Source organism: Streptomyces sp. NPDC027672 (assembly GCF_055566335.1).
Genome location: NZ_JBVHSO010000005.1, coordinates 411,037 through 430,807 on the forward strand (window position 1 = coordinate 411,037; position 19,771 = coordinate 430,807).

The 19,771-nt window shown below is 75.3% G+C and carries 6 protein-coding genes; 5 read left to right on the forward strand and 1 reads right to left on the reverse strand.

Annotation, left to right across the window (positions count from 1 at the left end; all coding sequences use genetic code 11):
- Positions 1-103 precede the first annotated feature (103 nt).
- Positions 104-1,168: an alpha/beta hydrolase family protein gene (locus ACZ4SV_RS15355; protein WP_468004622.1), complete on the reverse strand. Its 1,065-nt coding sequence runs from the start codon at positions 1,166-1,168 to the stop codon at positions 104-106.
- 150 nt (positions 1,169-1,318) lie between these two features.
- Between ACZ4SV_RS15355 and ACZ4SV_RS15360 the strand changes: the two genes are divergently transcribed.
- From ACZ4SV_RS15360 to ACZ4SV_RS15380, 5 genes are all read left to right on the forward strand, one after another.
- Entirely contained in the window at positions 1,319-1,918 is a 600-nt protein-coding gene (locus tag ACZ4SV_RS15360; RefSeq protein ID WP_468004624.1) for a GNAT family N-acetyltransferase, read from the forward strand.
- A 35-nt stretch (positions 1,919-1,953) separates the two neighbouring features.
- Entirely contained in the window at positions 1,954-2,799 is an 846-nt protein-coding gene (locus ACZ4SV_RS15365) for a PaaX family transcriptional regulator C-terminal domain-containing protein (protein WP_468004804.1), read from the forward strand.
- A 665-nt stretch (positions 2,800-3,464) separates the two neighbouring features.
- The gene (locus ACZ4SV_RS15370) at positions 3,465-4,436 is read left to right on the forward strand and encodes an ACP S-malonyltransferase (protein WP_468004626.1); all 972 of its coding nucleotides are present in this window, start codon (positions 3,465-3,467) and stop codon (positions 4,434-4,436) included.
- Between the two features lies 1 nt (position 4,437).
- Positions 4,438-5,544, forward strand: a complete 1,107-nt coding sequence (locus tag ACZ4SV_RS15375) for an arylcarboxylate reductase (RefSeq protein WP_468004628.1) — start codon at positions 4,438-4,440, stop codon at positions 5,542-5,544.
- Positions 5,545-5,736: 192 nt separating this feature from the next.
- Positions 5,737-19,758: a type I polyketide synthase gene (locus tag ACZ4SV_RS15380; protein WP_468004630.1), complete on the forward strand. Its 14,022-nt coding sequence runs from the start codon at positions 5,737-5,739 to the stop codon at positions 19,756-19,758.
- Positions 19,759-19,771 lie beyond the last annotated feature (13 nt).

The window sequence follows — 19,771 nt, forward strand, 5'->3', positions numbered from 1 at the left end:
CCCTTTCGCGTCACACCTGATGCTGGGAGGGACTCCTCGGTCGCGGGACGGCGGTGACACCGCGGCGCCGCAGGGTCCCGTCCTCGCCGGGCTCGCAGGAGTGTCATGGAGTGGCGTGGCTGCCTGAGCCGAGGTTGTCGAGGAACTGTCTCTGGTCCTCCAGGAATCCGTCCGCGAAGAGCGAGCGGGGGGAGAAGAGCGCGGTGAGCGTGATGGTGAGGTCCGACTGCTCGATGGACTGCTTGAGCAGTGAGTGGGTCGCGTCCGGGTAACGCCTGACCGTCAACGCACCACCTGCGTCCAGCACCCTGTGGTACGTGCGCTCCGTGTCGGCGGTGTCCACGTTGACGTCATGGCCCGCGAGGGTCAGCAGCACCGGTATGCCACGCAGGGCGCGGAGGTCTCGGGTGGCGTCCGCGGTGTAGTTCCTGGAGATGAAGCCCCAGCGGCCGGCGGTCATGCCGTCCGCGTCGCCGCCCATCGCCTTGACGTACTCCTCGAAGGTCGCCTGGCGTCTGAGTAGTTGGCGGGTGGTGTCGCTCTTGGCGACCTCCGCTTCGGCGCGGGCTGCTGACGCCCCGTCGGCGCGCAGCTCGGCGAGGAGGTTGTAGCGGCCCTGCCGGAGCCAGTTGACCGCGGGCGAGACGGCGATGACGAAACTCACGGGCGTCTTGGCGGCGATCTTCGGCAGGACCCAGCCCGCCTGGCTGGCGCCCCAGAGCCCGATCCGGTCGTCGTCGATGTCCGGGCGGGCGCGGGCCCAGGCGATGGCGGCGGCCGCCTCGTCGGCCCGGTCGTCCATGGACTGGTCGAGCCAGTCGCCGGGGGCGCCCGCGACGCCGGGCTTGTCCCAGGACAGGGAGGCGTACCCGGCCCTGGCGTTCGCCTCCCACATGGGCTTGTAACCGTCGTCGTGGGTGGCGTCGACGGGGCCGTCGCCGTGGACGTACACGACCAGGCCGTGGTGCTTGCGGCCGTCATCAGGGATGGCCAGTACGCCGTTGAGGGTGTGGCCGCCGTGGCGGATCGTGATCCGCTGCTCGTCCATGTCGTAGGAGTTCTGCCACAGCACCACACCGGCGAGGCCGACGGCCACGACCAGGACCGTGACGAGTGACCACGCGGCGATGCGGAGCCCGCGCCGTCGGGGCTGGGTCTTCGGACACATGGGAAGGCCGCCTCTGTTCGGGTGTGCAGCAGATGCCGAAACTATCATCATGGGAACGACCGTAGGGAGTCTGATAGATTCGCTTCTCGGTTTCAGGGAGAGCGGAGGCACGGCGTGGGACTGGACGCGACAGGCCCGGGAGTCGGACCCGTGACGGTGCGGCGGGGCGTTCCGGCCGGAGCCGAGCGGCGGGTGGCCGAGCTGTACTGGCATGCCTTCGGCCGCAAACTCGGTCCCGCCCTGAACCCGGCGGGCAAAGCGGTGTCCTTCATCGCCGCCCACCTGAACACCGATCGAGCCGTCTGCGCACTCCTCGACGGGCAGCTCGTCGGCCTCGCCGGCTACCAGCACGGCGGGCGGGCCCTCACCGGGGGCTCGGCCCGCGCGGTGCTGCGCGCTTACGGGCACCTGCGAGGACTGCGCCGACTCCTGCTCCTCGCCCTGTTCGAACGTCACCCGGCCCCCGGACAGCTCGTCATGGACGGCATCGCCGTGGACCCGGACATGCGCGGCCGCGGCGTCGGGAGCCTGCTCATCGAGGAAGTAGCCGCCGTCGCGGCGGAGCAGGGCTGCCGGGAGATCAGACTGGACGTGATCGACACCAACCCGCGCGCCCGGGCCCTGTACGAGCGGCGCGGCTTCACGGCCGTACGGACCGAACACACGCCCTACCTGCGCGGGCTGCTCGGATTCGGCGCGGTGACCACCATGTGCCGCCCGGTCGGAGCAGGAGGGGTGGGAGAACGGTGAACGCCGCCACCGAGCACGTCGAGGTCCCCACCCGCATGCTCGTCCACGCGCTGATCCGCGAGGACGGCACCGTCGGCGCGGACGAGCTGTACACCGTGGCCAACACCCTGGGCATGAGCGATCAGCAGGTACGGCTGTGCGTCAAACGCCTCGTGGCCGAGGGCCGGTTCACTCACGAGGGCCGAGGCCGCAAGGCGGAGCTGCACGCGACCACGGACACCATGCGTGCCCTCGCCCCCAACGCGGACTTCCTGCGGCACGCGTTCCGGCAGGACGCCGGGCTGGCGCCCTGGGACGGTGTCTGGCACCTGGCCGCCTTCGCGGTGCCCGAATCGGCGCGCACCGCCCGCGACGCCCTGCGCGAGACGCTCGTCCATCTCGGGGGCGCCCCGCTCCAGGGCGGACTGTACGTCTGCGCCAACGCATGGGAACCGTACGTCGAAGAAGCGGCCCACCGCCTCGGCGCCCACGGCGCGCTCACCCTCCTCACCACGACGGACCTGCGCAGGGGTGACACCCGAGAGCCTGCCGAACTCGCCCGCTGTCTGTGGCCTCTGCAGGAGATCGCCGACCGCTACCACCGCCTCAGCCGCCTCGCCCGGCCCCGCCTCGCCCGGCTCACCGGCCCCGCCGCACTCTCCCCGGCCGAACTTCTCACCATCGCCGTCGAGTTGGCCGCAGAACTGACCCGCGCCATGGAGCCCGACCCGCTGCTGGCGCCTCAGCTCCTGCCCCAGCCCTGGCCCGGTACCCAGGCCCGGCACCTCGTCGCCCGGTGCTGGGCGGCCCTGCACGAACGCGACCAAGGCGAGGGCCGCCCGGCCCTCTTCCGCCTCTACGCCGACATCACCCGAGGAACAGCCGGCCGGGCCACGCGCTGAAGACACAGCGGACGGCGCACATCATGCCGGTGGGGCGAAGCCACCGGGAGGGCAACGGCCCTGGCGGACAGACGGTGCACCAAGCGTCCCCGACCCCGGCAGGCGGGAGCAGCGTCTGCCGTGTCGTGTGACCTCTCGGCTGCTCAAGTCCGGCAGCAGAAGCAGCCGGCTGTCGAGGAGTCTATGACGGCGAGTCACTATCCGGTCGTCCAGGCAGTCCGGCTGTCCGGCGCCCGCGCGGTGCCCGGCCGGATCGGGGCGGACCGGTGGCCTGGCGGTTGTCGGCGTCGGTGAGTATCCCGCCTGGCCGGCCGTCGGAGGGCAGGGTGTGAGTGAGTGTGTGCTGAGGTGTATGGGGCGCTCGGTGCTGGCTTGTTCAGGTCTTTTCCTGGTGAGGGACGGCCTGTCCGGCGCATGGCTGAATCGAGAAGGTGCCGTTCTGCTGCCGTGGGTTCGGTGCTAGGCTCGCCGCAGCTTATTCCCGTATCTCCGATTCCTTTATGGCGCCGGCTGGACGACTCGCCCCGCCGAGTCCTGGCGACGTGGTGTCGAGCGTCGTGTATTTCTTTTGTCGAAGCGCGGGAGATCTCTGCCGTCGGTTCGGACTCGATGCCGAGTCCGTTCCCGCACGGAAAGAACTGTCCTGAAGTGTGACAGGAGTAAGAATGCCCCTGGGGTACTTGTTCGGCGGTGGGGTCGGGACCGAACCGCACGGGATCGAACTGTACGAGGCGTCACCGCTCGTACGGGAGCTCTACGAAGAGATATCCGGCTGGACCGGCCTCACGGCCGAGCAGATCCTGCGCGGCGAACTGCCCGAGAGCAGGGAGCGCCGGCAGAGCGCGGGCACGATACGCGAGACGGCGCTCGCCATCGCCGTGCACGACCTCCTCGCCGAGGCCGGCCTGCGCCCGGACGTGGCCGGCGGGCTGAGCCTGGGCGCGATGACGGCGAGCTGCCTGGCCGGCGCCCTGGACCGCCGGTCCCTGTTCACCATGCTGGCCCGGACGGCCGACGCCCCCGACCCCCGGCCCGACGCTCCCGAAGAGGGAATGGCACTGGCGTTCGTGCAGGCCGCGGAGGCGCAGTCGCCACCGCCCTGGCAGGGACTCCCGGACGTCCACCTCGCGGGTGACTTCGGCCCCATGGTGGACGGATCCCGGCGCATCCTCATGCTGGCCGGTCACCGCGCGGCGATCGAGCGGCTGGCCGCCGACTCCGAGCCCGGCGCGATCGTGCCGCTGCCGGGCCGGACCATCGCCGTCCACTCCCCGCTGCGCCGGCCCTTCCGTGACTTCATCGCCCCGCATATCGCGCAGATGCCGTTCACCGCTCCCCGCATTCCGCTCCTTTCCTGTCTGGAGCGCGGGGAACTGAAAACGGCGGACGAAGTGCGTCACATGTTCGAGCGGAACCCCACCGATCCGATCAGCCTCGTCGACATCTATGAAGGCATGCGCAGTCACGACGTGCGACTCGGCCTCGTCATGGGTCCCGCCATTCCCGAAGGAATGCTCGCCTTCCCGTTCCCTGTGGTACACGTGGAGAATACCGAGCACATACGACTCGCCGTCAGCACCGCCTATGATCTGGGAATCAGCTTCTCCGGCGGCGATTCCGGCACGTGGGAACGCTGATATGGGAGCATCCGGGCACGCGGCGGAGCCGGAAGGAAATGACGCGACCGACCCCGACTTACTCGTGGCGAAATGGCTCGACACCGATCTCGACGAATGGACCCGCGCGGTCGTGCGGCGCACCTTCGACCCCGAGGCGGGCAGCCCCTATTGGCTGAGCCGCCGCGAGCAGCTCGGCTTCGACCCGTACGACATCACCCGCTACGAACAGCTCACGGCCTTCGGCCCGTTCCCGCTCGCCGACCTGCGCAGCGTGGACCCGGCGGACCTGGTGCCCCGCGCCCTGCGGCGGCCGCTCGCCGGCCGCGTCTGGGACACCGGCGGCACCACCGGCACACCCTGCCGCGTCTACTACACCCCGGCCATGCTCCACCACCGCGCCGTCTGGCGCCGCTGGTCCTTCGTCCACGAAGGATTCGCGCCCGGCCGCCGCTGGCTCCAGGCCACACCCACCGGACCGCACCTCATCGGGCACGGCGTCTGGGAGGTCGCCGACCTGTACGCGGGCCTGGTGTACGCCATCGACATGGATCCGCGCTGGGTCAAACGGCTCATCCGCGAAGGACGCCCGGCCGACGTCGAGCGCTATACCGGCCACCTCCTGGACCAGATCACCGACGCTCTCGGCCAGGGCGGCATCGACTACCTCAACACCACCCCCGCCCTCTTCTCGGCGCTGTGCCGACGCTCACCGGAGCGCGTCGCCGCCCTCGCCGGGGCCCGCCTGAGCGGCACCCAGATCAACGCCGCGATGTATCAAGACTTCCGCGCCGCCCTCGACGGCGGGATCTGCGGCATCAGTTACGGCAACACCTTCGGCAACGCCGCCTTCCTCGGCCTGCCGGAGAGCGGTGGCCCGATCCCGTACATGCCGAACTACCCGCAGGTGACCATGGCCGTGGTGCGCAAGGACGACTGGCGCTCGGTCGTCGCGCCCGGCGCCAACGGCCAGGTCCGCCTCACCGTCCTGCACGACGACCTCTTCCTGCCCAACATCCTCGAACGCGACCAGGCGGCACGCCACCTCGACGCCGAGTGGCCCTGTGACGGTGTGGCCGACGTCCGCCCGCTGCAGATCGCCGCCACCGCCCCCGAGGGCCTGTACTGACGGGCCCCCGCACCCACCGTCTTCTCCGCATCCTCCGCATCCTCCGCTCCGAGGGTCATCTCCACGGGCACGGGCACCGGCGCCCTGGCCCGCTCCCACCCACCGAGGCGTCCGCACCCCGAGCCGTGCGTCACGCACCGCGCCCCGCGATCCCCGTCCCGTAGTCACCTGTGTGTGCTGAGGAGCCATGGCGTGAACCTGCCCGATTCCCCCACCGGGTCCCCTCTTCTGTGGGTGCTGTCCGGCGACAGCGCGGGCGCCCTCGCGGCGCAGGCACGACGGCTGCGCGACTACCTGCGCACCCTGCCCGAGTGGAGCCCGGCGGACATCGGGCTCGCCCTCGCGCGCGCCACCGCCTCCCAGGGCCGGCGCGCCGCCCTCGTGGCCCGGGAACCGGAAGAGTTCCTGGACCGCCTCGACGCGCTCGCCCGCGGACGCCGCACCCCCGGCCTGATCGAGGGGCCCGGCGGGACCGGCACCGGCGTCGCCTTCGTCTTCCCGGGACAGGGCTCCCAGTGGCCCGGCATGGCCGCCGGCCTCCTGGAGTCGGCACCGGGTTTCCGCAGGCGCATGGACGCCTGCGCACAGGCCCTGGAACCCTTCGTCGACTGGTCCCTCATGGACGTGCTGCGCGCCGCCGACGGCGCGCCCGCGCTGGAGCGCCCCGACGTCGTGCAGCCCGCCCTGTTCGCCGTCGGCGTCAGCCTGGCCGGGCTCTGGCGCGACCACGGCGTGGAACCGTCCGCGGTCCTGGGGCACAGTTGCGGCGAGATCTCCGCCGCGGCCGTCAGCGGCGCGCTCTCCCTAGACGACAGCGCCCGCGTCGTCGCCCTGTGGAGCCGGGCGCAGGCCACCCTGACCGGACGCGGCGAGATGGTCTCCGTCATGGCCTCCGCCGCCGACGTGACAGCCCGACTGGCCCCGTACGACGGCCGGTTGGGGCTCGCCGCGATCAACGGGCCGGGTTCGGTGATCGTGTCGGGTGACACCGACGCCGCCACGGAACTCGTCGCCCGGCTCACCGCCGAGGGCGTCCACGCGCGCCGGATCGCCGTAGGACTCGCCGCGCACTCCGCGCACATCGACGCCATCGTGCCCCGGCTCCACGCGGACCTGGCCGCCGTCCGGCCGCTGCCCGCCGTCCTGCCGTACTACTCCGGTCTCACCGGCGGCCGGCTTCCGGAACCGGTCCTGGACGCGGACTACTGGGCCCGCAACCTGCGCGGCACGGTCCGCTTCCACGAAGCCACCGCGGCCCTGCTGCGCGACGGCCACCACCTTCTGCTGGAGATCAGCCCGCACCCTGTCCTCACCACCGCACTCCAGGCGACCGTCGCCGAACGGAACACCACCGCCCACGCCGGCGCGACGCTGCGCCGCGGCCACGGTGGCCGCACGCAGTTCCTCACCGCGCTCGGCGAGGCGTACGCGCACGGCGCCACCCCGGACCGCGAAGCCGTCTTCACCGGGCTCGACGCCCGGCCCGCCGACCTGCCCGCCGCACTGTGGGAGGCGGACGGCGACGCGGACCCGGCGGAACCCGGAACCGCCCTCCGTGACGAACTGGCCCGCCTCACCCCGGCCGGACAGCGCGAGCGGCTGCTGCGCCTCGTGGGCCAGGAGGTCGCCGCCGTGCTCGGCGACGCGGGGACCGTCGACCCGGACGCCACGTTCACCGGCCTCGGTCTCGACTCCGTGACGGCGGTGGAGATCCGCAACCGTCTCAGCGCGGTCACCGGCGCCGGGACGCTGCCCGTGACGGCCGTCTTCGACCACCCGACGCCGAGGAAGCTGGCCGGTGTGCTCGGCGACGAACTGCTGGCCGGCTCGCGCCGGTCGGGCCCACGACCGGAACAAGAAGGTGACGAGGAGCGCGGCAGCGCCGGCGCCACCACGGACGACGACCCGGTGGCGATCGTCGCGATGGGCTGCCGGTACCCCGGCGGCGCCGACAGCCCGGAGCGCCTGTGGCACCTCTTGACCGAGGGCACCGACGCCGTGACCCCGTTCCCCGACGACCGCGGCTGGGACACCGGGAACCTCTGCGCCCCCGAAGACACCGGACCGGGCCGCCACTACCAGCGCGAGGCCGGATTCCTGCTCGACGCCGACCGCTTCGACGCCGAGTTCTTCGGCATCTCGCCCCGCGAGGCGCTCGCGATGGACCCGCAGCAGCGGCTCCTCCTGGAGACCTCGTGGGAAACCCTCGAACGCGCCGGGATCGACCCGCACACCCTGCGCGGCAGCCGCACCGGCGTCTACATCGGCGCGATGACCATGGACTACGGCCCCCGCCTGCACGAGGCGACGGACGGCAACGGCCACCTCCTCACCGGCACCACCGGCAGCGTCGCCTCCGGCCGCATCGCCTACGCCCTCGGCCTCGAAGGCGCCGCCGTGACCGTGGACACGGCCTGCTCCTCCTCGCTCGTGGCCCTGCACCTCGCGGCACAGGCGCTGCGCAGCGGCGAGTGCGCCCTCGCGCTCGCCGGCGGCGCCACGGTGATGCCGACACCGGGCATGTTCGTGGAGTTCAGCAGCCAGGGCGGCCTGGCGGCCGACGGCCGCTGCAAGGCGTTCTCCGCGCAGGCCGACGGCTTCGGCCTGGCCGAAGGCGTGGGCGTCCTGCTGCTGGAGCGGTTGTCGGACGCCCGCCGCCACGGGCACCCGGTGCTCGCCGTGGTGCGGGGGAGCGCCGTCAACCAGGACGGCGCGAGCAACGGCCTGACCGCACCGAGCGGGCCGAGCCAGCAGCGGGTGATCCGCGCGGCGCTGGCCGACGCGGGACTGTCGGCACGGGACGTGGACGCGGTCGAGGCACACGGGACCGGCACCCGCCTGGGGGACCCGATCGAAGCCCAGGCGCTGCTCGCCACGTACGGGCGACAGCGCGACGAGGGACGGCCGTTGTGGCTCGGCTCCCTCAAGTCCAACATCGGGCACACCCAGGCCGCCGCCGGGGTCGGCGGTGTGCTGAAAATGGTCCTGGCGATGCGGCACGGACTGCTGCCCCGGACCCTGCACATCACCGAGCCGACGCCGTACGTCGACTGGAACGCGGGCGACGTGCGCCTGCTCACCGAAGCGATACCCTGGCCGGCCGGCGAGGGGCCGCGCCGGGCAGGGATCTCCGGATTCGGGATCAGCGGGACCAACGCGCACGTCATCCTGGAGCAGGTCGCCGCCCCTCAGACGGCGGCGGAAGCTCCCGCGGCCGCCGGCCCGGGTACGCCGCTGCCGTGGGTGCTGTCCGCCAAGTCCCCCCGCGCGCTGCGGGAGCAGGCGGCGCGCCTCGCCGACGCGTGCGGCGCCGGTCTGCGCGCCGGTGACGTGGGGCTGTCGCTCGTGGTGTCCCGCGCCCTGCACGAGTACCGGGCCGTGGTGGCCGGGGACGGCCCGGAACTCCTCCAGGGAGTACGGGCGCTGGCGGCGGGCGAGCCGTCCCCGTTCGTGGCGGAGGGCCGGGCGTCGGCAACCGGCGGGACGGTGTTCGTGTTCCCCGGACAGGGGACGCAGTGGCTCGGGATGGCGCGTGAACTCCTGGCCGGGTCCGCGCCGTTCGCCGCCTCGATGCAGGAGTGCCAGGCGGCGCTGGCACCGTTCACCGACTGGTCCTTGCTCGACGTGGTGCGCTCGGGCGACGGGCTCGGCCGGGTCGACGTGGTGCAGCCCGTGCTGTTCGCGGTGATGGTGTCGCTGGCCCGGCTGTGGCAGGCGTTCGGCGTGGTGCCGGACGCGGTGGTCGGCCACTCGCAGGGCGAGATCGCGGCGGCGGTGGTCGCCGGAGGACTGTCCCTGCCGGACGGGGCGAAGGTGGTCGCCCTGCGCAGCCGGGCGCTCCTCCGGCTCGTCGGACACGGCGGGATGGTGTCGCTGGCGCTGGACGCGGCGGCGGCCGGGGAGCGGCTGTCCGGCTGGGACGGGCGGTTGTCGGTGGCCGCGGTCAACGGCCCCTCGGCCGTGGTGGTGTCCGGGGACACCGACGCCCTCGACGAACTGCTCGCGTCCTGCGCGGCGGACGGGGTGAGGGCCCGGCGCATCGACGTGGACTACGCGTCGCACTCGGCCCACGTCGAGCGCGTCGAGGACGAGGTGCTGGAGGCGCTCAAGGGCATCGAACCGGCCCGCGGGCGGATACCGCTGCTCTCCACGGTCACCGGAGGATGGCTGGACACCTCGGTGCTGGACGGCGGGTACTGGTACCGGAACCTGCGGGGCACCGTCGGCTTCGAGCCCGCCGTCCGCACCCTCGCGCAGCAGGGCTTCGGCACGTACATCGAGGTCAGCCCGCATCCCGTGCTGGCCATGGCGGTCGAGGAGACCCTCGACGCGGCCGGCACGCCGGGCGTGGTCCTCGGCACGCTGCGCCGGAACGAAGGCGGCCTTCGGCGCATGCTCCTGGCCGTCGGACAGGCGCACGCGCGGGGCGTCGCCGTCGACTGGTCGTCCGTCTTCGACGGCACCGGGGCCGCCCGGACCGACCTGCCCACCTACGCCTTCCAGCGCGAGCGGTTCTGGCTGTCCGCCGCGCGGCCGACGGCCGGCGGACCCGCGGAGGCGGACGGGCTGTGGGAGGAGCTCACGGCGGCGGAACCGGCGCGGCTGGCCGAGACGCTGAGCGTGACACCCCAGGCACTGGACGAAGTGCTGCCCGCGCTGACCGCCTGGCGGGACGGCCGGACGCGGGAGCGGCGCGTCGACTCCTGGCGGTACCGCGTGGGCTGGCGGCCGCTGGAGCTGCGGCCCGCCCCGGCGCCGCCCGGGCACTGGCTCGCCGTCTGCCCCGAGGACCCGGCCGCCGCCGACGTCGTCCGCGCGCTGGCGGCGATCGGCCTCGATCTCACCGTCGTACACGCCGAAGGGCCCGGCCAGAGCCGCGCCGCGCTGGCCGACGCGCTCGCCGCCGCCGCAGGGCGGCCTCTCACCGGCGTACTCTCCCTGCTGGCGGACGAACCCCGCCCGCACCCCGGGCACCCCGACCTGCCCGGCGCGCTCACCCTGACCCTCGCCCTGGTGCAGGCGCTCGGTGACGCCGGGATCGACGCACCGCTGTGGTGCCTGACACGCGGCGCGGCCGTGGTGGAAGCCGGGGAACGGCCGGGAGCCCCCGGGCAGGCGGCCGTCGCGGCGCTGGGCCGCTGCACCGCCCTCGAACACCCCGGCCGCTGGGGCGGCTCGGCCGACCTGCCGCACGAACCGGACGAGCGGACCCTGCGGCGGCTGTGCGCCGTGCTGGCGTCCGTGACCGACGAGGACCAGGTCGCGGTGCGGGCGACCGGCGTCCACGGGCGGCGGCTGCTGCCCGCGCCGGTGCGCGGCCGTCCGGCCCTCCCGGACGAGGCGTTCGGGCACGGCACGGTCCTCGTCACCGGCGGCACCGGCGGAGTCGGCGCCCACGTGGCGCGCTGGCTGGCCGCGCGGGGCGCCGGGCACCTGCTCCTCGCAGGACGGCGCGGGCCGGGGGCGCCGGGCGCGGACGCGCTGCGGGCCGAACTGGAGGAGTCGGGTACGGCCGTGACCGTGGCGGCCTGCGACGTCGCCGACCCGGAGCAGGTGGCCGAACTGCTCGGGACACTTCCGCCGGACCGTCCGCTGACCGCCGTCGTGCACGCGGCGGGCGTCCTCGACGACGGCGTCCTCGACGCCCTCACCCCCGAGCGGCTCGCCGGTCCGTTCCGGGCCAAGGTGACCGCCGCCGAGGTGCTGCACGAGGCGACCGCGCACCTGGGCCTCTCGGCGTTCGTCGTCTTCACCTCCGTCATGGGCGTCGTGGGCAACGCGGGACAGGCGGGCTACGCGGCGGCCAACGCCGCGCTGGAGTCCCTCGTCGCGGCCCGCCGGGCCGCCGGGCTGCCCGGCACCGCCCTTGCCTGGGGTGCCTGGGCCGCCGGCGAGGGCATGCTCGCCGGCGCGGTCGCCGACCGGCTGCGGGAACGCGGCCTGCCCTCCATGGACCCCGCGGCGGCCGTCACCGCCATCGGGCGGGCCCTCGCCGAGGACGACGCGCTGGTCGTCGTCGCCGACGCCGACTGGCGGCGGTTCGCCGGCACCGCCGGGCCGCACACCGCCACCCTGCTCTCCGAACTGACCGGCCAGGACGACGACGGCGACGAGAGCCGGCCCGCCGCGTCCGCAGGGGGGTTCGGCGAACAGCTCGCCGCCGTGCCCGCCGCCGAACGGACCCGGTACGTCACCGACCTCGTACGGACCCACGCGGCGGCCGTCCTGCGGCACACCGTCCCCGACGCGGTGCGCCCCGAACGGGCCTTCACGGACATGGGGTTCGACTCGCTGACCGCGGTCGAACTGCGCAACCGGCTCGCCGCCGCCACCGGCCTGCGCCTGCCCGCCACCGTGCTCTTCGACCGCCCCACACCGGCCGTCCTCGCCGGCCACCTCGTCAGCGCACTGGACGTGCCCGGCACACCCGGCACCGGACCCGGACCGGCTCCGGCCGGGACACCCGCCGCACCGGTCGCCCACGACGACGATCCCGTGGCCGTCGTGGGCATGGGCTGCCGGTTCCCCGGCGGCGTACGGACCCCCGCCGAACTGTGGCGGCTGCTCGCCGAGGGCCGGGACGCGGTCACGGAGTGGCCCACCGACCGGGGCTGGGACACGGCCGGACTCTACGACCCGGACCCGGACCGCACCGGCACCACCTACTGCACGCGGGGCGCTTTCCTGACGGACGCCGCCGGCTTCGACGCCGAGTTCTTCGGGATCTCGCCGCGCGAGGCCCTCGCCATGGACCCGCAGCAGCGGCTCCTGCTGGAGACCTCCTGGGAGGCGGCGGAGCACGCCGGGCAGGACCCGGCCGCGCTGCGCGGGCGCCGGGTCGGCGTGTTCGTCGGCACCAACGGCCAGGACTACATGAGCCTCGCCGGGGCCGACCCCGAGGTGTCCGAAGGCCACCTGCTCACCGGCAACACGGCCAGCGTGCTGTCCGGCCGGCTCTCCTACGTCCTCGGGCTCCAAGGACCCGCCCTCACCGTGGACACGGCCTGCTCCTCGTCGCTGGTCGCCGTGCACCTCGCCGCGCAGGCACTGCGGCGCGGCGACTGCGACCAGGCGTTCGCGGGCGGCGTCACGGTGATGAGCACCCCCCGCCTGTTCGTCGAGTTCAGCCGCCAGCGCGGCCTGGCCCGCGACGGACGGTGCAAGGCGTTCGGGGCGGACGCCGACGGCACCTCCTGGGCCGAGGGCGCCGGAGTGCTCCTCCTGGAACGGCTGAGCGAGGCACGCCGGCGCGGCCACCGGGTGCTCGCCGTGATCCGGGGCTCCGCCGTCAACCAGGACGGCGCGAGCAACGGCCTGACCGCCCCGAACGGGCCCGCCCAGCAGACCGTCATCCGCGCCGCGCTCGCCGACGCGGGCCTGCGCCCCCACCAGATCGACGCCGTCGAGGCGCACGGCACCGGCACCCGTCTCGGCGACCCCATCGAGGCCCAGGCACTCCAGGCCGTGCACGCCGGACGGCCCGCCGGCAGGCCGCTGTGGCTCGGCTCGGTCAAGTCCAACATCGGGCACACCCAGGCCGCCGCCGGAGTCGCCGGGCTCATGAAGACGGTGCTCGCCCTCGGCGCCGGGGAACTGCCCGGCACGCTCCACGCCTCCACACCGAACCCGCACATCGACTGGTCCGGCGGCGGCCTGCGGCTGCTCACCGGGCCCACGCCCTGGCCGGAGACGGACGAGCCGCGGCGGGCCGGGGTCTCCTCCTTCGGCATCAGCGGCACCAACGCCCACGTCGTCGTGGAACAGGCGCCGCCCGCCGAGGCCCCGGCGACGGACGGCGCACCCGGCACGGCCGTCACCGTGCCGCTGCTGCTGTCCGCCCGCACCCCGGACGCGCTGCGCGCCCAGGCCGCCCGGCTCCGTACCTACCTCGCTGCCCATCCCGGCCGTGACCTCGCGGACGTGGCCCACACCCTCGCCACCCGGCGTGCCGCCCTCGACCACCGCGCCGCCGTCCTCGGCCACGACCCCGACGCGGTCCGCGCCGCCCTGGACGCCCTGGCCGGCGGGGAGTCCGCCGGGCGGCTCGTCACCGGCCACGCGGGCACGCCCGGCCGGACCGCCTTCCTCTTCCCCGGCCAGGGCAGCCAGCGGCCGGGCGCCGGCGCCGCCCTCTACCGCACCGAACCCGCCTTCGCCGACGCGCTCGACGACGTCCTCACCCACCTGGCACCGCACCTCTCCCCGGACCTCGCGCTGCCGCTGCGCGACGTCATGTTCGCCGCCCCCGGCACCCCGGCCGCCGCGCTCCTGGACCGCACCGGCTGCACCCAGCCCGCGCTGTTCGCCCTCCAGGTGGCACTGTTCCGGCTGCTGGAGCACTGGGGCGTACGGCCCGACGTACTGCTCGGGCACTCCATCGGCGAACTCGCCGCCGCGCACGTGGCCGGGGTGCTCGGCCTGCCGGACGCCTGCGCCCTGGTCGCCGCCCGGGGCCGCCTCATGGACGCGCTGCCCGGCGGCGGCGCCATGGCGGCCGTGGAAGCCGGCGAGGAGGAGGTACGGGCGCTGCTCGCGGACGCCGGCTCCGACGCGGACGGCGTCTCGGTCGCCGCCGTCAACGGCCCGCGCTCCACCGTCCTGTCCGGTGACCGCACGCCCGTCCTGCGCCTCGCCGAGGCCTTCCGGGCACGGGGCCGCCGCACCAAGGAGCTCCCCGTCAGCCACGCCTTCCACTCGCCGCGCGTGGAGGGGATGCTCGAGGAGTTCCGGTCCGTGGCACGCCGGATGACGTACGAGCCGCCGCGCATCCCCGTCGTCTCCAACCTCACCGGCGCGCGGGCCACCGCCGGCGAGCTGTGCGACCCCGAGTACTGGGTGCGGCACGTGCGCGGCACCGTGCGCTTCCTCGACGGCGCCCGCACCCTGCTCGCCGAGTCCACCACCAGTTGCCTCGAACTGGGCCCGGCCGGCGTCCTGTCCGCGCTCGTCGAGGAGTGCCGCACCGCCGGGGACGACTGCCGCGCCGTACCGCTGCTGCGCGAGGGGCGCACCGAGGCCGAGTCGCTGGCCGGAGCCCTGGCCGCCCTGCACGTACGGGGCGTGCCCGTCGACTGGACCGCGGGCACCCCCGCCCACACGCCCCCGCTCGACCTGCCCACCTATCCGTTCCAGCACCGCAGGTACTGGCCCGCGCCAGGCCCGGCCCGCACCGCCGACGCGGCGGATGCGGCGGACGCCTGGACCTACCGCGTCACCTGGCGCGCGCTGCCCGACCCGGCCCCCGCCCGGCTGTCCGGGACCTGGCTGCTCGCCCTGCCCGAGGCGGCCCTCGGCACGCCGCTCGCCGAGGCGTGCCGGGGCGCGCTCACCGGACACGGCGCCGGCGTGGCCGTCCTCGCCGTCCCCGACGGCACCGACCGGGCCGGGCTCGCCGCACGCGTACCGTCCGGCGTGAGCGGCGTCCTGTCGCTGCTCGCCCCCTCCACCGGGCCCGGGACCACCCTGCTCCTCGTCCAGGCCCTCGGCGACGCCGGCTGCGACGCTCCGCTGTGGTGCGTCACCACCGGCGCCGTCACCGTGGACGGCCGCGGCCCTGAGCGGCCCGAACAGGCCCAGGTGTGGGGGCTCGGCAGGGTCGCCGCGCTCGAACACCCGCGGCGCTGGGGCGGTCTCGTGGACCTGCCCGAACGGCCCGACGGCACCGCCCTGGGCCGCCTGTGCGCCCTGCTGGCCGGGACCGTGCGCGCCGGCGACGGCGGCTGCGCCGAGGACCAGGTGGCCGTCCGCGGGGACGGTCTCCACGGCCGCCGCCTGGTCAGGGAGCCGGCCGCCGCCGGTGACCGCCGTACGGCCGGGCGCGGCGCGTCCGCGTGGACCGTGCGCGGCACCGTCCTGGTCACCGGCGGCACGGGCGGCCTGGGAGCCCACGTGGCCCGCCGGCTCGCGCGGAGCGGCGCCGGCCACCTGGTCCTGACGAGCCGGCAGGGACCGGCGGCGCCCGGCGCCGACGGACTCGTCCGGGACCTCACCGCGGCGGGCACCCGCACCACCGTCGTGGCCTGTGACGTCGCCGACCGGGCCGCCCTCGCGGACCTCCTCGCCCGGCTCGCCGCCGACGGCGACACCGTACGGGCCGTCTTCCACGCGGCCGGTGTCACCTCCGGCACCCGGATCGCGGACTGCGCACCCGCGCTGCTCGCCGAGGAGACCGCGGCCAAGGTGCGCGGCACCGCCCACCTCGACGCCCTGCTCGGCGACGACCTGGACGCCTTCGTGCTCTTCTCGTCGGTCTCCGCCGTCTGGGGCAGCGCGGGACAGGCCACCTACGCCGCGGCCAACGCCTTCCTCGACGCCGTCGCCGAGCGGCGGCGCGCACAGGGCCGCACCGCGACCAGTGTCGCCTGGGGACCCTGGGCCGGCCCCGGCATGGCCCAGGGGGAGACCGGCGCGGAGCTGCGCCGTCTCGGCCTGGTCCCGATGGCACCCGAGGCGGCGCTCGGCGCGCTGTGGCGGGCCCTGGAGCACGGCGACAGCGGCATCGCCGTCGCGGACATGGACTGGGCGCGCTTCGCCCCGGCCTTCCGCTCCGGCCGTGCGAGCGCTCTGCTCGCCGACCTCCCCGAGGCGGCGTCCGAGCCGGCAAGGGAGGCGGAAGCCGACGCGGCGGACCGCTGGCGGGAGCGGCTCGCCGCCCTGCCCGGCGCCGAGCGGCACCGCCGGCTCACCGAGCTGGTGCGCGCCGAGGCCGCCGCCGTCCTGGGCCACGACTCGGCGGTGGCCGTCGACGCCGGACGGCCCTTCCACGACATCGGCTTCGACTCGCTCACCGCCGTCGAACTGCGCAACCGTCTCGCCGCCGCCACCGGCCTCACCCTGCCCGCGAGCACCGTCTTCGACCACCCCACGGCCACCGCGCTCGGCGCCCACCTGCACGACGAACTGACCGGCACCGCCCCCGCGCCGCAGGACACACCGACCGCCCCCACCGCCGCCGCCACCGACGAGCCGCTGGCCGTCATCGGGATGGCCTGCCGTTTCCCCGGAGGAGTGCAGAGCCCCGAGGACCTGTGGGACCTCGTCGTGGGCGAGCGGGACGCGATCGGCCCGCTGCCCGAGGACCGCGGCTGGCCGCTCGACGCCCTCTACGACCCCGACCCCGCGCGCGAGGGGACCTTCTACGCCGGCGGCGGCGGCTTCCTCGACGGCGCGGGCGACTTCGACGCCGAGTTCTTCGGGATCTCGCCGCGCGAGGCGCTCGCCATGGACCCGCAGCAGCGCCTCCTCCTGGAGACCTCCTGGGAGGCGCTCGAACGCGCGGGCCTCGACCCCGGATCGCTGCGCGGCAGCCAGGGCGGCGTCTATCTCGGCGTCGCCGGGCAGGGGTACGGCGCCGGACCGCAGGACCCGGCCGCCGACGTGGAGGGACACCTGCTCAGCGGCACGGTCACGAGCATCGCCTCCGGACGCATCGCCTACACCCTCGGCACCGAGGGTCCCGCCGTCACCGTCGAGACCGCCTGCTCCTCCTCGCTGGTCGCGCTCCACCTGGCCGGGCAGGCGCTGCGCGCGGGGGAGTGCTCCTTCGCGCTCGTCGGCGGCGCCGCCGTCATGGCGTCGCCCGACGCCTTCGTGGAGTTCAGCCGCCAGCGCGGGCTCTCGCCCGACGGCCGCTGCCGGTCCTTCGCGGACACCGCCGACGGCACCGGCTGGAGCGAGGGCGTCGGCGTCGTGGTGGTCGAACGGCTCTCCGAGGCCCGTCGCCGGGGACACCGGATCCTCGCCCTCGTACGCGGCTCCGCCGTCAACCAGGACGGCGCCAGCAACGGCCTCACCGCCCCGAGCGGCCCGGCGCAGGAGCGCGTCCTGCGCCGGGCCCTCACCGCGGCCGGACTGACCCCCGGCGACATCGACCTCGTCGAGGCGCACGGCACCGGCACCACCCTCGGCGACCCCATCGAGGCCCGGGCCCTGCTCGCCGTCTACGGCCGGGACCGGTCCGGGGAACGGCCGCTGTGGCTCGGCTCGCTGAAGTCCAACCTCGGCCACACCCAGGCCGCCGCGGGCATCGCGGGCGTCATCAAGACGGTCCTGGCCCTGCGCCACGGCCTGCTGCCCCGCACCCTCCACGCCGACACGCCCACCACCGGGGTGGACTGGTCCGCGGGCGCGGTACGGCTGCTGACCGAGGCCCGTCCGTGGGACGACACCGGCCGCCCGCGCCGGGCCGGGGTCTCCTCCTTCGGCATGAGCGGCACCAACGCCCACGTGGTGCTCGAACAGGCCCCGGACGACGGCCCGGCGGCCGCACCGCCCGCCCCGACCACCGCACCGGAGCCGGTCGCCGGCGACACCGTGGCGCTGCCGCTGTCCGCGGCCTCCGCGCCCGCCCTGCGCGCCCAGGCCCGCCGCCTGCGCGAACACGCCGAGGCCGCGCCCGGGACACCCCTCGCGGATCTCGCCCACGCCCTCGCCACCACCCGCACGCCGTTCCGTCACCGTGCCGCGGTGACCGGCCGCACCCGGCAGGAGATCCTCACGGCGCTCACGGCACTCGGGGACGGGGCGCCCGCACCCGGCGCCGTCACGGGCCGCGCGGGCGAGGCCCGGGCCGTGTTCGTGTTCCCCGGTCAGGGTTCGCAGTGGCCGGGGATGGCGCGTGAGCTGCTGGATGCGTCGCCGGTGTTCGCGGCCGGGATCGCGGAGTGTGCCGGGGCGCTGGCTCCGTACACGGACTGGTCGCTGGCGGAGGTGTTGCGGTCGGGTGCGGGGCTGGAGCGGGTGGACGTGGTCCAGCCGGTGCTGTTCGCGGTGATGGTGTCGTTGGCGCGGGTGTGGCGGTCGTACGGGGTGGAGCCCGCGGCGGTGGTCGGGCATTCGCAGGGGGAGATCGCCGCCGCGTGTGTGGCCGGGGCGCTGTCCCTGGAGGACGCCGCCCGCGTCGTCGCCCTGCGCAGCCGGGAACTCCTGCGCCTCGCGGGCCGCGGCGGCATGGTCTCCCTGGCCGCGCCCGAGGAACGCGTACGGGAGCTGCTCCTGCCGTACGCCGACCGGATCGGCGTGGCCGGGGTCAACGGTCCGCAGGCCGTCGTCGTCGCCGGCGAGCCCGCCGCCCTGGACGGACTGCTCGCCGACTGCGCCCGCGAGACCGTACGGGCCCGGCGGCTCCCCGTCGACTACGCCGCCCACTCCGCCCAGGTCACCGACGTCGGCGACACGCTGCGCACCGCCCTGGCCGCGGTCCGGCCCCGGACGCCGGACGTGCCGCTGTACTCCACCGTGACCGGCGAAGTCGTCGACGGCGCCGCGCTGGACGCGGCCTACTGGTACCGCAACCTGCGCGAGCCGGTCGAGTTCGCGCGCGCCACCGAGACCCTGCTCGCCGCCGGACACGACCTGTTCGTCGAGATGAGCCCGCACCCGGTGCTGACCGCCGCGGTCGCCGGGACCGCCGAGCGGGCGCGGCGCCCCGTCGCCGCCGTCGGCACGCTGCGCCGCGACGACGGCGGCACCGACCGCCTCCTCGCCTCGCTCGCCGAGGCGTGGACGCACGGCGCCGCCGTGGACTGGGCCGCCGTGCTGCCCCCGCCCACCGGCCCGCACGTCACCCTGCCCACCTACGCCTTCCAGCACCAGCGCTACTGGCTGCCCACCCCGGGCCGGTCCGCCGGCGCCGCGCCGGCCGCGGCCACCGCCCCGGCACCCACGGCCGGACCGCCCGGGACCGACCCGGCGGCCGAACTCGCCGCACGGCTCGCCCCGCTGGACGGAGCCGACCGCCACCGCGCGGTCCTCGACCTGGTCCTCACCCACGCCGCCGCCCTGCTCGGACACTCCGGCACCGCGGCCGTGGAACCCGAACGGCCCTTCGCCGCCGCCGGATTCGACTCGATGCTCGCCGTGACGTTCAGGAACCGGCTCGGCACGGCGACCGGGGTGCCGCTGCCGCCCACCGCGGTCTTCGACCACCCCACGCCCGCCGCGCTCGCCGCCCACCTCCACGAACGGCTGGCCGCGCCACCCGAACCGCAGCGGCCCGTCCTCGCCCAGCTCGACCGGCTCGCCGACGCGCTGGCCGGAGCGGGCACGGACACGCCCGACGCCGACGAGATCGGCGCCCGCCTGCGTGACCTGCTGCGCGCCTGGGACGGCCGCCGGCCGCGGGACGGCGGCACCGACGGGGCGGAGGGCGCCGACACGGCCACCGCCACCGCCGACGAACTCTTCGAACTGCTCGACAACCAATACGGCGCCTGAGGGAGAAGCGGGA

Bases quoted from the DNA above. Each gene is read 5' to 3' on its own strand.
- ACZ4SV_RS15355 (WP_468004622.1), bottom strand. From the start codon at position 1,168: ATGTGTCCGAAGACCCAGCCCCGACGGCGCGGGCTCCGCATCGCCGCG.
- ACZ4SV_RS15365 (WP_468004804.1), top strand. From the start codon at position 1,954: ATGCTCGTCCACGCGCTGATCCGCGAGGACGGCACCGTCGGCGCGGAC.
- ACZ4SV_RS15370 (WP_468004626.1), top strand. From the start codon at position 3,465: ATGCCCCTGGGGTACTTGTTCGGCGGTGGGGTCGGGACCGAACCGCAC.
- ACZ4SV_RS15375 (WP_468004628.1), top strand. From the start codon at position 4,438: ATGGGAGCATCCGGGCACGCGGCGGAGCCGGAAGGAAATGACGCGACC.